This window comes from Alteraurantiacibacter lauratis (genome assembly GCF_037154155.1).
GTDB lineage: Bacteria > Pseudomonadota > Alphaproteobacteria > Sphingomonadales > Sphingomonadaceae > Alteraurantiacibacter > Alteraurantiacibacter lauratis.
Window position 1 is genome coordinate 77066 of record NZ_JBANRN010000011.1, and the last position, 14322, is coordinate 91387.

At 64.2% G+C, this 14322-nt stretch carries 19 protein-coding genes and 1 tRNA gene; 14 read left to right on the forward strand and 6 right to left on the reverse strand.

Going from position 1 to position 14322, the window contains the following annotated elements; genetic code table 11:
* Positions 1-19 precede the first annotated feature (19 nt).
* Positions 20-1726, reverse strand: a complete 1707-nt coding sequence (gene rpsA, locus WFP39_RS11035; RefSeq protein WP_336919649.1) for a 30S ribosomal protein S1 — start codon at positions 1724-1726, stop codon at positions 20-22.
* Between the two features lie 314 nt (positions 1727-2040).
* Here rpsA and WFP39_RS11040 point away from each other — a divergent pair, with 314 nt between their 5' ends.
* Positions 2041-2520, forward strand: coding sequence for an Mpo1 family 2-hydroxy fatty acid dioxygenase (locus tag WFP39_RS11040; protein WP_336919650.1), 480 nt, complete (start codon positions 2041-2043; stop codon positions 2518-2520).
* Positions 2521-2522: 2 nt separating this feature from the next.
* Here WFP39_RS11040 and WFP39_RS11045 read toward each other — a convergent pair whose 3' ends face one another.
* Positions 2523-3158: a (d)CMP kinase gene (locus WFP39_RS11045; protein ID WP_336919651.1), complete on the reverse strand. Its 636-nt coding sequence runs from the start codon at positions 3156-3158 to the stop codon at positions 2523-2525.
* Between the two features lie 154 nt (positions 3159-3312).
* Here WFP39_RS11045 and WFP39_RS11050 point away from each other — a divergent pair, with 154 nt between their 5' ends.
* Positions 3313-3633 (forward strand): DMT family transporter, encoded by a 321-nt coding sequence (locus WFP39_RS11050; RefSeq protein ID WP_336919653.1) that lies wholly within the window; start codon positions 3313-3315, stop codon positions 3631-3633.
* 2 nt (positions 3634-3635) lie between these two features.
* On the opposite strand, the gene aroA is transcribed toward WFP39_RS11050, so the two are convergent.
* Positions 3636-4979, reverse strand: a complete 1344-nt coding sequence (aroA, locus tag WFP39_RS11055; RefSeq protein ID WP_336919654.1) for a 3-phosphoshikimate 1-carboxyvinyltransferase — start codon at positions 4977-4979, stop codon at positions 3636-3638.
* A 218-nt stretch (positions 4980-5197) separates the two neighbouring features.
* Here aroA and WFP39_RS11060 point away from each other — a divergent pair, with 218 nt between their 5' ends.
* The 11 genes from WFP39_RS11060 to WFP39_RS11110 all read left to right on the forward strand — a co-directional run bounded on the left by WFP39_RS11060 (position 5198) and on the right by WFP39_RS11110 (position 12287).
* The gene (locus WFP39_RS11060; protein WP_336919656.1) at positions 5198-5521 is read left to right on the forward strand and encodes a TIGR02300 family protein; all 324 of its coding nucleotides are present in this window, start codon (positions 5198-5200) and stop codon (positions 5519-5521) included.
* A gap of 119 nt (positions 5522-5640) precedes the next feature.
* Positions 5641-5716: transfer RNA gene (locus tag WFP39_RS11065), tRNA-Ala, on the forward strand.
* 241 nt (positions 5717-5957) lie between these two features.
* Positions 5958-7433 (forward strand): signal recognition particle protein, encoded by a 1476-nt coding sequence (gene ffh / locus WFP39_RS11070; RefSeq protein WP_336919658.1) that lies wholly within the window; start codon positions 5958-5960, stop codon positions 7431-7433.
* Positions 7434-7466: 33 nt separating this feature from the next.
* On the forward strand, positions 7467-7952 hold the full coding sequence (rpsP, locus tag WFP39_RS11075) for a 30S ribosomal protein S16 (RefSeq protein WP_336919659.1): 486 nt from the start codon (positions 7467-7469) through the stop codon (positions 7950-7952).
* Between the two features lie 5 nt (positions 7953-7957).
* The gene (rimM, locus tag WFP39_RS11080; protein ID WP_336919660.1) at positions 7958-8464 is read left to right on the forward strand and encodes a ribosome maturation factor RimM; all 507 of its coding nucleotides are present in this window, start codon (positions 7958-7960) and stop codon (positions 8462-8464) included.
* 2 nt (positions 8465-8466) lie between these two features.
* Positions 8467-8772 carry a hypothetical protein gene (locus tag WFP39_RS11085; protein WP_336919661.1) on the forward strand — a complete coding sequence of 102 codons (306 nt, stop codon included), beginning with the start codon at positions 8467-8469 and terminating at the stop codon, positions 8770-8772.
* Positions 8769-9500, forward strand: a complete 732-nt coding sequence (gene trmD / locus WFP39_RS11090) for a tRNA (guanosine(37)-N1)-methyltransferase TrmD (RefSeq protein WP_336919662.1) — start codon at positions 8769-8771, stop codon at positions 9498-9500. Before WFP39_RS11085 ends, trmD begins: the two co-directional genes overlap by 4 nt.
* 12 nt (positions 9501-9512) lie before the next feature.
* Positions 9513-9884, forward strand: a complete 372-nt coding sequence (gene rplS / locus WFP39_RS11095) for a 50S ribosomal protein L19 (protein WP_336919663.1) — start codon at positions 9513-9515, stop codon at positions 9882-9884.
* A gap of 109 nt (positions 9885-9993) precedes the next feature.
* The gene (locus tag WFP39_RS11100; protein ID WP_336919697.1) at positions 9994-11019 is read left to right on the forward strand and encodes an aspartate-semialdehyde dehydrogenase; all 1026 of its coding nucleotides are present in this window, start codon (positions 9994-9996) and stop codon (positions 11017-11019) included.
* Positions 11020-11094: 75 nt separating this feature from the next.
* Entirely contained in the window at positions 11095-11463 is a 369-nt protein-coding gene (locus WFP39_RS11105; RefSeq protein WP_336919665.1) for a carboxymuconolactone decarboxylase family protein, read from the forward strand.
* 32 nt (positions 11464-11495) lie between these two features.
* A complete protein-coding gene (locus WFP39_RS11110) occupies positions 11496-12287 on the forward strand; it encodes an alpha/beta fold hydrolase (RefSeq protein ID WP_377923273.1) in 792 nt (263 codons plus the stop codon).
* Between the two features lie 74 nt (positions 12288-12361).
* Here WFP39_RS11110 and rplI read toward each other — a convergent pair whose 3' ends face one another.
* The 3 genes from rplI to rpsF are packed head-to-tail and all read right to left on the reverse strand — an operon-like array spanning position 12362 to position 13565.
* Positions 12362-12961, reverse strand: a complete 600-nt coding sequence (gene rplI / locus WFP39_RS11115; protein WP_336919666.1) for a 50S ribosomal protein L9 — start codon at positions 12959-12961, stop codon at positions 12362-12364.
* Between the two features lie 14 nt (positions 12962-12975).
* Positions 12976-13200: a 30S ribosomal protein S18 gene (gene rpsR, locus WFP39_RS11120; protein WP_336919668.1), complete on the reverse strand. Its 225-nt coding sequence runs from the start codon at positions 13198-13200 to the stop codon at positions 12976-12978.
* Positions 13200-13565: a 30S ribosomal protein S6 gene (rpsF, locus tag WFP39_RS11125; RefSeq protein ID WP_336919669.1), complete on the reverse strand. Its 366-nt coding sequence runs from the start codon at positions 13563-13565 to the stop codon at positions 13200-13202. Before rpsF ends, rpsR begins: the two co-directional genes overlap by 1 nt.
* Before the next feature lie 216 nt (positions 13566-13781).
* Here rpsF and WFP39_RS11130 point away from each other — a divergent pair, with 216 nt between their 5' ends.
* Entirely contained in the window at positions 13782-14294 is a 513-nt protein-coding gene (locus tag WFP39_RS11130) for a DUF3237 domain-containing protein (protein ID WP_336919671.1), read from the forward strand.
* Positions 14295-14322: the final 28 nt, after the last annotated feature.

Below are 14322 nucleotides of genomic sequence, written 5' to 3' on the forward strand. Positions count from 1 at the left end.
CCCGCAGAGCGGTGCTGGCTTACTCCTTGCCAGCCTTCAGTGCGGCGCCCAGGATGTCGCCCAGCGACGCGCCCGAATCGGACGAGCCGAACTGGGCCACAGCTTCCTTTTCTTCCGCGATCTGGCGCGCCTTGATCGAGAAGTTCGGCTTCTTCGAACGGTCGAAGCCGATCACCAGCGCATCGACCTTCTGGCCGACCTGGAAGCGATCGGGGCGCTGCTCGTCGCGGTCGCGGCCGAGGTCCGAACGCTTGATGAAGCCGGTCGCGCCATCGTCGCCCACCTGCACTTCGAGGCCGCCGTCACGCACTTCGAGCACGGTCACGGTGACAACTTCGTTCTTCTTCAGGCCGCTCGACGAAGCGGCGGCACCGGCAGCCGGCGCACCCTTTTCAAGCTGCTTCATGCCGAGGCTGATGCGTTCCTTTTCCACATCCACATCGAGCACGATGGCATTCACCACCTCGCCCTTGCGGTGCAGGGCCAGCGCATCTTCGCCCGAAATGCCCCAGGCGATATCGGACATGTGGACCATGCCGTCCACATCGCCCGGCAGGCCGATGAACAGGCCGAATTCGGTGGCGTTCTTGACTTCGCCTTCCACGGTGGAGCCGACCGGGTGCTTCTCGGCAAACTCTTCCCACGGATTGCGTTGCGCCTGCTTGAGGCCGAGCGAAATGCGGCGCTTGTCGGAATCGACTTCCAGCACCATCACTTCCACTTCCTGCGAGGTGGAGACGATCTTGCCGGGGTGGACGTTCTTCTTCGTCCAGCTCATTTCGGAGACGTGGACCAGGCCTTCGATACCCGGCTCCAGCTCCACGAAGGCGCCGTATTCGGTGATGTTGGTGACAACACCGCTGATCTTCGCGCCTACCGGGTACTTGGCGGCAACGCCTTCCCACGGATCGTTTTCGAGCTGCTTCATGCCCAGGCTGATGCGCTGGGTATCGGCGTTGATGCGGATGATCTGGACCTTCACGGTCTGGCCGATCTCGATCACTTCGCTGGGGTGATTGACGCGCTTGTAGCTCATGTCGGTGACATGCAGCAGGCCGTCAATGCCGCCCAGATCGACGAAGGCGCCGTAATCGGTGATGTTCTTCACTACGCCTTCGGTGATCTGGCCCTCGGCCAGCCCTTCGATAAGTTCGCTGCGCTGTTCGGCGCGGGTTTCTTCCAGCACCGCGCGGCGCGAGACGACGATATTGCCGCGGCGGCGATCCATCTTCAGGATCTGGAAGGGCTGGGGCACATCCATCAGGGGGGCCACATCGCGCACCGGGCGGATATCGACCTGGCTGCCGGGCAGGAAGGCCACAGCGCCGTCCAGATCGACGGTGAAGCCGCCCTTCACGCGGCCGAAGATGCGGCCTTCCACGCGCTTGCCTTCGCCGAATTCGGCTTCGAGCTTGTCCCAGGCGGCTTCGCGGCGGGCGCGGTCGCGGCTGAGCATGGCTTCGCCGTCAGCGTTTTCCACGCGGTCCACGAAAACTTCGACTTCACCGCCGACAACCAGGCCGTGCTCGTCCTCGCCGCGGGAAAATTCGCGCAAGGAGATGCGGCCTTCGGATTTGAGGCCCACGTCAATCACGGCAAAGCCGTTTTCAATGGCGGTAACAGTGCCCTTGACCACGCGGCCTTCGAAGCCGCCGTCGGCGCCGCCGAGCTGTTCGTCAAGGAGAGCCGCGAAATCATCGCGGGTAGGGTTGGCAGCAGATGCCATAAGGTTGGGATTCCCGTATCATCAATTTTCCGGCCAGGCGGTTGTATCCGCCGGTCTTTCTCCGCCTGCCGCACCATTGCGGAAAACGGGCCAAGAGGCCGAACCGCCACGGGGGCCGTATGCCATCCGCAGCATCCCGTGGAGCCCGCCGTTGAAAGCCTGCCTTGGGGACGCCCGCGCGCCTAGGCGAAAGGGGCTGCAAAAGCAAGGCGAATCGGCCGTGGCATCAGTGCACCCCACGCGCGCCGCGGCAGCGGGGCTTGACATGCGCGGCGCGGGCTGGCCTTCCCTTGCGCAGGAGAGAGGAGGGGCCGATGACCCGGCTGGAGCGTAGTCTCGCCGCCTATGGCGCATACCACCGGGATCGGCGCAATGTGGCGACGCATCTGGTGGGCATCCCGATGATTTTCCTCGCCGTGGTCGTGCTGCTGTCGCGGCCGGCGTGGGATGTGGGGGTGCCGGTCACTCCCGCAATCCTGTTCGCACCGGGTGCAGGACTGTTTTATCTGCGGCTCGACCTGCGCTTTGGCGCCGTGATGGCACTGCTTCTCGCGCTGTGCTGCGGGGCAGGGCTGGCGCTGGCGGCGCGTGGCACGGCTGTATGGCTGGGCTGGGGCGCGGGGCTGTTTGTTGCGGGCTGGGTGATCCAGTTCATCGGCCATGCCTTCGAAGGGCGCAAACCGGCCTTTTTCGACGACCTGAAGAGCCTGTTGATCGGCCCGCTTTTCGTGGTGGCCGAACTGGCGTTCCTGCTGGGCCTGCGGCGCGAAGTGCAGGCGGCGATCCGGCACTGATTTCAGGGGCAGGGCTGCTGACCGGTTGCCGCGTTGACCAGCTCGATCGCCCGCGCCACCGCTTCCTCGCGGTTCAGCCTGGATGTGTCGAGCAGCAGGGCATCTGGCGCCATGATGAGCGGCGCGGCGCTGCGTTGGCTATCGCGCGCGTCGCGTTCGCGCAGATCCTCGCGGATCGCAGCCAGCGTGTGATCCTCTCCGCGTGCCTGCATTTCGGCCCAGCGCCGCTCGGCCCGCGCATCGACGCTGGCGGTGACGAACAGTTTCACATCGGCATCGGGGCAGATCACCGTGCCGATATCGCGCCCGTCGAGCACCGCGCCGCCCGGCTGCGCGGCAAAGGCGCGCTGGCGTTCCAGCAAGGCGTGGCGCACCGCCGGGTGGATCGACACACGGCTGGCCAGCCCGCCAATCGCCTCGCTGCGCAGGGCAGGGTGGCCCAGCAGCTCCTCCGGAAAATTGCACGCCGCCAGCGCATCGCCCGCATCGTCCGGGTTGCCGCCGTTGAGGTCCACCTGGTAGCCGACCGCGCGGTAAAGCAGGCCGGTATCCATATGCGGCAGGCCGAAATGGCGGCCCAGCGCCTTGGCGATGGTGCCCTTGCCGGATGCGGTGGGGCCGTCGACTGCAATGATCATGCGGGCTGCTCTAGCCGCCAAATGCGGTCTTGAGAACCGGGGAGGGCGGCTCTATCTGGAACGAGCACCGGCCACGTCCGGCGTGCCCGCGATCAGGCGGGCTTTGGCAAGACCGGGACGGCCCGGCATTCTTTTGCAACAAAGGAGTGCGTAAGTGGCGTGGATTTTCCTCTTCGTCGCCGGATTGCTGGAAGTCGTTTGGGCCTTCGCGATGAAGCTGTCCAACGGATTTTCCAAACCTGTGCCTTCGGCCGTCACCATCATTGCGATGATCTTCAGCTTCGCCTTGCTGGCACTGGCGATGCGGAGCCTGCCGCTGGGCACGGCCTATACAATCTGGACCGGGATCGGCGCGGTGGGCGCGTTCATCGTTGGCATTGTGGTGTTGGGCGAAGCGGTGACGCCGATGCGCGTGCTGGCCGCCGTGCTGATCGTTTCCGGGCTGCTTCTGATGAAGCTGTCCAGTCCGGCGTGATCCTAGCCGCCCAGGCTTTCCAGCAGGCTGAGGAAGTTGGGAAAGCTGGTGGCGATGGGGCGGATATCGTCCACTTCGACGCCGCCCGTGCTTGCCAGCCCGGCCACCGCCATGCTCATCGCGATACGGTGGTCGAGATGCGTCACCACCGCTGCGCCTGCGGGCGTGCCGGGCAGGGGCGTGCCCCCGGTGCCGTGGATGACAAGGCCATCTTCGCGCTCCTCCACGCGGGCGCCGGCCAGCGTCAGCGCCTCCGCCATGGCAGTCAGCCGGTCGCTTTCCTTGACCCGCAACTCGTCGAGCCCGCTGGTCACCGTGGTGCCGTGCGCGATTGCGGCGGCGACAAACAGCACCGGAAACTCGTCAATCATGGACGGGGCGATGGCGGGATCAACGGCGATGCCGGTCAGCGCCGAATGGCGTACGCGCAGGTCGGCCACCGGCTCCCCGCCGACGACGCGCGGATTCACTTCCTCGATCTGCCCGCCCATCTGGCGCAGCACATCGAACAGGCCGGCGCGTGTGGGGTTGAGGCCGACATTGGCGATCGTCACATCGCTGCCCGGCACAATCAGCGCGGCAACAACGAAGAAGGCCGCGGACGAAGGGTCGCCCGGCACTTCGATGGTTTGTGCTTTCAGCTCGGCCGGGCCGCTCAGCGTGATGACGCGCTCTCCGTCCTTCTCTGTCACGCTCAGGTCTGCGCCAAATCCGCGCAGCATCCGTTCGGAATGGTCGCGCGTGGGCACCGGCTCGATCACGGTGGTGGTGCCGGCGGTATTGAGCGCGGCGAGCAGCACCGCGCTTTTGACCTGTGCGCTGGCCATCGGCAGGCGATAGGTGATCGGCGCGGCGGGGCAGATGCCGCGCAAGGTTAGCGGAAGGCGGTCGCCATTATCGCCCGAAAACTCTGCGCCCATCTGGCTCAGCGGTTCGATCACGCGCGCCATCGGGCGCTTGGACAGGCTCGCATCGCCCACAAAAGTGGCAGTGATGGCGTGGCTTGCCACAAGGCCCATCAGCAGCCGGGTGGACGTGCCCGAATTGCCCATGTCGAGCGGGGCACCCGGTTGCAGCAGCCCGCCAACCCCCACGCCGCTGATCACCCATTCGCCGTGCGGCAGACGATCAATTGTCGCACCCATTGCCCGCATGGCAGCGGCGGTGGCGAGCACATCCTCGCCTTCCAGCAGGCCCGTCACCCGCGTCTCGCCCACCGCAAGCGCGCCCAGCATCAGTGAGCGGTGGCTGATCGACTTGTCGCCCGGCACCCGGATCGCACCTGAAAGCGGCCCTGCGGGGGCGAAGCGACGGGGCTGGGGCAGGCTGTCATGCGCGACGGACACGGGCGATTTCTTTCACGAAGGGCGTAAATGCGGCGCGTCCTTGCCAGTGCGCAGGGGCCGTGGCAAGGCGGACGAGACAGCGATGCCCTTTTGCCGCCCCATTATCGCCCTTGATATTCACCGGCGAATCGGGAAAGGGGCGCTTCCGGCATTTTGCACGCACATCTTGCGTCCGCTGCCATTACCCACGCTGCGCGGACGAATGAAGGAATAGGATTATGGTGAAGCCTGAATGGGGCGCCAAGCGCACTTGCCCCAAATGCGGTGAACGCTTCTACGATCTGGGCAAGGACGATCCGGTGGTCTGCATCGAATGCGGCAACCAGTGGACGCCCGAACCCGTGCTCAAGTCCAAGCAGCCGATTCCGTTCGAGGAAGTGAAGAAGGAAGCCGAGCTGGAAGATGCGGACGCGGATCTGGCCGATGCCGATCTGGAGGACATCGACGAGGGTGAGGATTCGCCCGACAATGATGTGGATCTTGGCGGCGACGACGATCTGGGCGTGGACACCGGTTCGGACGACGACGCGGACGACCTGTAAGGAACGATAGGAAGTGCAAGGGGGCTGAAAATTACCTCTTGCGCTTGCCTTTGAACGGCCATATTGGGCCGCTTCCCGCAAGGGACTGCATCTCCCAGGGTGCAGATTTTGAATGGAACGGGGCCTTAGCTCAGCTGGGAGAGCGCTACAATGGCATTGTAGAGGTCAGCGGTTCGATCCCGCTAGGCTCCACCATTCCCCGGATATGCCGATATCCGGCCATTATCGGGCTGCAAACGGCAGCTTTCTGCGCTTCCGGTGCTCACGGCCATAAGGGCCGTTCCGGTTCCCGAAAGCCGCCGTTTTCGCCTCGATCCTGACCGGATCTCGACATACCCGGACGAGATTTTGGGAACGGGGGAATGATCCCCACGCTGGCTGACGAGTTTCGTCCGCCGGCGTTTTTGGTTTTGGTTTTAACGCGAAAGCGATGCGCATGTTCGATACGCTGTCCGGCAATCTTGGCTCTGTCTTCGACCGCCTGCGCGGTCGCGGCGCGCTGAGCGAAGCCGATGTGCGCGAAGCCATGCGCGAGATTCGCGTGGCCTTGCTCGAAGCCGATGTGGCGCTGCCTGTGGCGCGCGATTTCATCAACCGCGTCACCGAAAAGGCGGTTGGCGCAGCGGTTCTGAAATCGGTGAAGCCGGGCCAGCAGGTCGTCAAGATCGTCAATGACGAACTGGTCGCGATGCTGGGCGGGGATGATGCGGGCGCTGCGGATGCCGCGCCCCTCAACCTCGATGTGCGCCCGCCGGCGGTGGTGATGATGGTCGGCCTGCAAGGTTCGGGCAAGACCACCAGCACAGCCAAGATCGGCAAGCTGCTCAAGGAAAAGCAGGGCAAGAAAGTGCTGATGGCCTCGCTCGACGTGAACCGTCCGGCGGCGCAGGAACAGCTCAAGGTTCTGGGCGAGCAGGTGCAGATTGCCACGCTGCCGATCATCCCCGGTCAGCAGCCGGTCGATATTGCCCGCCGTGCGTTGGAAGCCGCGCGGCTGCAGAATGTCGATGTGCTGATGCTCGATACCGCGGGCCGCCTGCATGTCGATGCTGCGCTGATGGCCGAGATGAAGGCGGTGGCGGCGGTGGCCACTCCTGCCGAGGTGCTGCTGGTGGTCGATGCCCTGACCGGGCAGGACGCGGTCAATGTGGCGCAGAACTTCAGCGATGAAGTGCCGCTGACCGGCGTTGTCCTCACCCGGATGGATGGCGATGCGCGCGGCGGTGCGGCGCTGTCGATGCGCGCCGTCACCGGCAAGCCGATCAAGTTTGCGGGCACGGGCGAAAAGCTCGACGCGATCGAACGGTTCCACCCGGCGCGCGTGGCCGACCGCATCCTGGGCATGGGCGATGTCGTCAGCCTGGTCGAACGCGCTGCGGAAGTCATCGACAAGGAGGAGGCGGAAAAGGCGGCCCAGCGCATGATGAAGGGGCAGTTCGACATGAACGACCTTCGGATGCAATTGAATCAGATGCAGAAGATGGGCGGTCTTGGGATGCTGGCAGGCATGATGCCCGGCATGAAAAAGGCCAAGGCGGCGATGGAAGCCAGCGGCGTGAACGACAAGGTGCTGGTGCATATGGACGCGATCATCGGTTCGATGACGCCCAAGGAACGCGCGCGTCCCGAACTGCTCAACGCCAAGCGCAAGAAGCGCGTGGCGGCAGGTTCCGGCACCAGCGTGCAGGATGTGAACAAGCTGCTCAAGATGCACCAGGAAATGGGCCGCGCCATGAAGCAGATCCGCAAGATGGGCGGGATCAAGGGACTTGCCTCGCTGCTGGGCGGCGGTGGCGGCCTTGGTGCCGGCGCAGGCGGCATCCCCGGTAGCGCAGGCGGCCTGCCCAGTTTGGGCAATGGCAGCCCTGCCAGCCTGCCGCCCGAACTTCAGAATTTTCTCAAGAACAAGTAATTACACCGGTTTGCATTGGAAAGGTAACATCACATGGCAATTTCTCTTCGTCTTTCGCGCGGCGGCGCCAAGAAGCGTCCGTACTACCGCATCGTGGCCGCGGACAGCCGCTCCCCGCGCGATGGCAAGTTTCTGGAGCAGATCGGCACCTACAACCCGATGCTGGCGAAGGACGACGCCAATCGCGTGCGCCTGAACGAAGACCGCATCCGTTACTGGCTGGGCGTTGGCGCGCAGCCGACCGACCGCGTGGCCCGATTCCTCGATGTGGCCGGCATCAAGGAGCGCGCTCCGCGCAACAACCCGAAGAAGGGCGAACCGGGCGAAGCCGCCAAGCAGCGCGCTGAAGACAAGGCCGCCAAGCTGGCCGAAGCGGAAGAAGCCGCCAAGGCCGCTGCGGAAGAAGCCGCTGCCGCTGCCGCTGCCCCGGCTGAAGAAGCTCCCGCAGCTGCCGAAGAAGCCGCTCCAGCCGAGGAAGCTCCGGCTGCGGAATCCAGCGAAGAACAGGCCCAGGGCTGATCGCCTTGGCCAAGGACACGCCCGTCACGCTTGCAGCCATTACCGGCGCGCACGGCGTGATGGGCGAGGTCCGCCTGAAACTGTTTGGCGAAGGCATTGCATCGATCAAGGCGCACACGTCTTTCAACGGCGGTGCGCTCACGCTCAAATCGGTGCGCGATGACGGCAAGGGCGGGGCGATTGCCCGCTTTGCCGAATGCGCCGACCGCACCGCGGCGGAAAAGCTGCGCGGCACCGCGCTGACCGTTGCGCGCAAGGATCTGCCCCCGCTGGCAGAGGGCGAATATTACCACGTCGACCTGATCGGCCTTGCCGCCGTGTCCGATGCGGGAGAGCCGCTTGGCACCGTGATCGCCATCGACAATTACGGCGCAGGCGACGTGATCGAGATAGAGCGGCCTGCAGTTGAAGGCCAGCGCCCCAAGCGGTTCATGGTGCCAATGCGCGTGGAAGCCGTGCCGCATTGGGATGACGCCCGCCTGGTCGTGTCGGCCGATTTCGTGGAGGATTGAGCATGGCGGCGCTGATGATCCTGCTTGCACTTTGCCTGCCCGTGGGGGCGGGATTCTGGCTGGCCCGCAAACGACCCGCAATGCCTGCTTTCACCGCCGCGCTGCTTGCCAGCCTGCCCCTGATGGCAGTGTTCGGGCTCTTGGTGGCCAGTTTTGTGAGCAGCGGCAATTCCGCGCCTTTTGGCGTCGCGGCGGCGCTGGTGTTTGGCACTATGGCGCTGCTGTGCGGCTTTGGGCTTGGCATGGTGGGCCACAAGATGGGCCAGCGGGGCGACAACACGCCCGGCGGCCCTGACATCTTCCAATGACCTTTGCTGCCACCGTCCTGACGCTTTACCCGGAAATGTTCCCCGGCCCGCTTGGCGTATCGCTGGCTGGCCGGGCGCTGGAGCGGGGCGACTGGACGCTCGAAGCGATCCAGATCCGCGACTTTGCCACTGACAAGCACCGCACGGTCGACGACACGCCCGCAGGCGGCGGGGCAGGCATGGTGTTGAAAGCCGATGTGCTGGCCGCCGCGATCGACCACGCGCGCGCGGCCAATCCGAGCAGCCCGGTGCTCGCCATGACGCCGCGCGGCGCACCGATCACGCAGGCCCGCATCCGGCGGCTGGCGGCCGGGCCTGGCGCGATCCTGCTGTGCGGGCGGTTCGAGGGGTTTGACGAGCGGATTTTCGCCGCGCGCAATGTCGAGGAGGTCAGCCTTGCCGACATCGTGCTGTCAGGCGGAGAGCCTGCCGCGCTGGCGATTCTCGACGCTTGCATTCGCCTCATTCCCGGCGTAATGGGCGCGCCTTCCAGCGGTGTTGAAGAAAGCTTCGAAAGCGGCCTTCTCGAATATCCGCAATATACCCGCCCCGTTGAATGGGAAGGGCGCACGATCCCTGAAGTGCTGCGATCGGGGGATCATGCGAAAATCGCTGCCTGGCGGAAACAACAGGCAGAAGATGACACACGGTTACGCAGGCCGGACCTTTGGGAACGCCGTTGTGGCGTTCGGGACCAGCCTGCCTCTGATGCGCGGCGTGAAAACTGAGGACTGACGACCATGGGTCTGATTCAGGAACTGGAAGCCGAAGCCATCGGCGCTCTGGTAGAAGGCAAGGACATCCCCGATTTCCGCGCAGGCGACACGGTGCGCGTGGGTGTGAAGGTGGTGGAAGGCACGCGCAGCCGCGTGCAGATGTTCGAAGGCGTGGTGATTGCCCGCTCGAACCGCTCGATCAACAGCAATTTCACCGTCCGCAAGATCAGCTTCGGCGAAGGTGTGGAGCGCGTGTTCCCGCTCTATTCGCCCAATATCGATTCGATCACCGTGGTGCGCCGCGGCGTGGTGCGTCGTGCGAAGCTGTATTATCTGCGCGGCCGCACCGGCAAACGCGCTCGCATTGCCGAGCGCCGGGAGATTACCGGCCAGTAAGGGCCGTCTTCTCGAAACAACCAATTTGTATCGGTGAGAAGGGGCGCCCTGACAGTCTGGTCGGGAGCGCCCCTTTTCCATGCGCATCACTGATTTGATGGAGGATTTTGTGGGTTATCGTGTTGCAGTAGTGGGCGCCACGGGCAATGTCGGGCGCGAAATGCTCGCCATACTGGCAGAGCGCGAGTTTCCGATGGACGAGGTGGCGGCCGTCGCGTCCTCGCGCAGCGTCGGCTCCGAAGTGGAACTGGGCGACACCGGCAAGATGCTGAAATGCCAGAATCTGGAGCATTTCGACTTCGCCGGATGGGACATCGCGCTGTTCGCCGTGGGCAGCGAAGCGACCAAGATCTACGCCCCCAAGGCGGCGGCCGCGGGCTGCGTGGTGATCGACAATTCCTCGCTCTACCGCATGGACCCCGATGTGCCGCTGATCGTGCCCGAAGTGAACCCGGACGCGATCGACGATTACACAAAGAAGAACATCATTGCCAATCCCAACTGTTCGACCGCGCAGATGGTGGTGGCATTGAAGCCCCTGCACGATGCCGCCACGATCAAGCGCGTTGTCGTCTCGACCTACCAGTCGGTTTCCGGCGCGGGCAAGGCGGGCATGGACGAATTGTTCGAACAGAGCCGCGCCATTTTCGTGGGCGACCCGGTGGAACCGAAGAAGTTCACCAAACAGATCGCCTTCAACGTGATCCCGCATATCGACACCTTCCTGGATGACGGTTTCACCAAGGAAGAATGGAAGATGGTGGTCGAGACCAAGAAGATCCTCGATCCCAAGGTCAAGGTGCAGGCGACCTGCGTGCGCGTGCCGGTGTTTGTCGGCCATTCCGAAGCGATCAGCATCGAGTTCGAGAACGAAATTTCGGCCAAGCAGGCGCAGGACCTGCTGCGCGAGGCGCCCGGCATCATGCTGATCGATAAGCGCGAGGACGGCGGATACGTCACCCCCGTGGAATGCGCGGGCGATTACGCCACCTTCGTCAGCCGTGTGCGCGAGGATCCCACGGTCGATAACGGCCTCGTGCTGTGGTGCGTATCCGATAACCTGCGCAAGGGCGCCGCGCTCAATGCGGTGCAGATTGCCGAGCTGCTGGGCCGCCGCCACCTCAAGAAGGGCTGATTTGCCGATTACCCTTTGATGCGGCGCAATGTCTTTCCCTGCCAGTGCCTTAGGGCTGGCAGGGAAAGGAGCCGCATGATGGCGAAAAGCAATTTCAAAGACTGGCCGGGCATGGCCCGCGCACTGAACCCCGCGATTGGTGAACTGCACAAGAGCGCTCCGGGCGCGATGAAGGCGTTCCGCGAAATGAGCGGCGCGGTGCTGGAAGCGGGCGCGCTCGACACCAAGACCAAGGAATTGCTTGCGGTGGCGATTTCGGTCGCTGTTCGCTGCGATCCCTGCATCACCTATCATGTCGCCGCCGCGCAGCGCGCCGGCGCCACGCGCGAGGAAATGGCCGAGACGGTGGGCCTTGCCATCTATATGGGCGCGGGGCCGTCCGCCATGTATGCTGCGCAGGCGCTGGAAGCGTTTGACCAGTGGAGCGAGGCGGCGACCGGCTAAACGCCTTGCGCGGCGGCTGAAGTGCTGTTTGGGTGGCTCCGCAACTGCAATGGAGCCATCTGCGCGTGTTTGAGATCACCACCAGCCACATCGCCAGCTTTGATGGCACGCCGCTTGCCGTGCACCGGACCGGCAGCGGCAGGCCCGTGCTGCTGCTGCACGGGCTGTTTTCCAGCGCGCATATGAACTGGATCAAGTTCGGCCATGCGCAGGCGCTGGCCGATGCCGGTTTTGAGGCAATCATGCCCGATCTGCGCGCCCATGGGCAAAGCGCCGCGCCGCATGATCCCGATGCCTATCCGGCGGATGTGCTGGTGCGCGATTGCCGGCATCTGGCAGGCGCACTGGGGCTTGAGGATTTCGATCTGGTCGGCTTCTCGCTCGGCGCGCGCACGGCGGCGGCGGCGGTGATGGCGGGTCTTGCTCCCCGCCGCCTGGTGCTGGCGGGGATGGGTCTGGAAAGCCTCGACAACTGGCACCGCCGTTCGGCCTTTTTCATCGATGCGATCGACCGGTTTGACGAGGTGAAGCGCGGCGACCCGGCGTTCATGGCGGTATCCTTCATGAAAACGATGAAGGTGGATACGGTTGCCGCGCGGCTCTTGCTCGAAGCGGAAAGCGATATGGACAGGGCCGACCTTGCCCGCATCACCATGCCCACGCTGGTTCTGTGCGGCGAGGACGACCGCGACAATGGCTCTCCCGCTGATCTGGCGGCAGCCTTGCCCGATGCGCAGCTCCGCCTGATCCCCGGCACGCATATGTCGAGCGTGACCATGCCCGAAATGGGTGCGGGGATCGTGGAGTTTCTGCAGCAAGGCTGAGCCCAAGAAAAAGGGCGCCGTCCTGGTTGGGAGGCGCCCTGTTTTCGTCGAACCCGTAAAAGGGCGAGGCACGCTTATTCGCCCGCCGCTTCCTCTTCGTCCGCGGGGGGCAGTTCGCCCAGTTCGCGGTTGGGGTCCAATTCTTCGGTGAAGCCTTCGCTCTCGGCGCGGTCTTCGGCGGCGAGGTTGCCGATCACGTCGACACCCTGACGCTGCAGTTCGGCTTCGTCGTCCGAACGGGCGACATTGGCCTTCACCGTCACCTGCACTTCGGGGTGAAGCGCAACGGTCACGTTGAACACGCCCAGCGTCTTGATGGGTGCGCCCATGATGACCTGGCGCTTGTCGACCTTGTGGCCCTGCGCAACCAGCGCTTCGGCCACGTCGCGGACGTTGACCGAACCGTAGAGCTGGCCCGAATTGGACGAGGCGCGGATCAGCACGATCTCGGCACCGGCAACCGTTTCCGCCTGCTTTTCAGCGGCGGCGCGGCGGTCGGCATTTTCCTTTTCGAGGCGTTCGCGGTTGGCTTCGAAAACGCGGCGGTTGGCTTCGTTGGCGCGCAGCGCCTTCTTCTGCGGCAGCAGGAAGTTGCGCGCATAGCCGTCCTTCACATTGACGACATCGCCAATGGTGCCAAGATTCTCGATGCGTTCGAGGAGGATGATTTCCATGACTCAGTCTCCCCTCACTTCACGATGTAGGGCAGCAGGCCCAGATGGCGGGCGCGCTTGATGGCGCGGGCCAGTTCACGCTGCTTCTTGGCAGAAACGGCGGTGATGCGGCTCGGCACGATCTTGCCGCGTTCGGACATGAAGCCCTGCAGCAGGCGCACATCCTTGTAATCGATCGCGGGGGCGTCCTTGGCCGCGAACGGGCAGGACTTGCGGCGGCGGAAAAACGGACGGGCCATCAGAAGCGCTCCTCACGCGGTTCGCGGCGCTTGCGGTCGCGGTCGTTCTTGCGCATCATGGCCGACGGGCCTTCCTCGTGCTTGTCAACCGCAATGGTCAGCCAGCGCAGGATGTCTTCGTTGATGCGGTTCTGGCGCTCAAGCTCGGCCACCAGATTGCCGGGGCCTTCGATGTTGAGCAGCACATAATGCGCCTTCCGGTTACGGTCGATCTTGTAGGCGAGAGACTTCAGGCCCCAGGTTTCGGTCTTGGTGACCTTGCCGCCCATGCCTTCCACAATCTGTGTGGCATTGGCAGCCAGCGCATCGACCTGAGCCTGGCTCAAATCCTGACGCGCGAGAAACACGTGCTCGTAAAGAGCCATGTCACGCTTCCTTTCACTCTTGTGCCGATCGCTGGCATTGGCACGGCGAATTCCGTGCGCGCCCCTCCGGCTTTCTTCGATATGCCGGCAAACGCCGGTTTCCACGGAACCATCAACCGTCGTTGCCGGCCCCGCGGAAGTGGCGCACATAGACGAATTGCCCGGCAATGCAAGTGTCGCTATGCAGGTTGGTAATCGGAGAGGGGAATCTGTCGAATGAAACGTTTGCTTGCCGCCGCCCTTGGGCTTATTGTTCCGGTCACCGCCGCCGCGCAGGACGCACCGCCTCCTGAGGCAGAACCGGGGCTGGAACTGCTCTACCGCTCGGTTGTCAAACTGGGGCAAATGATCCCGGTGGGCGAAACCGCGCTGGGCATGCGGCGCATCATCCCGATCAACGGGGGCACATTCGAAGGGCCGACCATGCGCGGCGAGATCCTGCCGATGGGGTGGGACTGGCAACTTGACCGGCCCGATGGCTGCACGCAGATCATCGCCGATTATTTCCTGCGCACCGATGACGGCGTGGTGATCAACGTGGTCAATTCGGGGGCCTTGTGCCGCCCGGCCGAGGACGGAACGCCGCGCCCGGTGCGCACCAGCCCGGTGTTCGAGGCACCGCGCGGGCGTTACGAATGGCTGGGGCAGGGCGGCTATATCGGCACGCTGGGATTTGACCCTTCGGTGACCGAACCGCATGTGATAATCACGGTTTACCGGGCCAACTGACCTATCCGATTCTTCCCGTTCAAAAGGA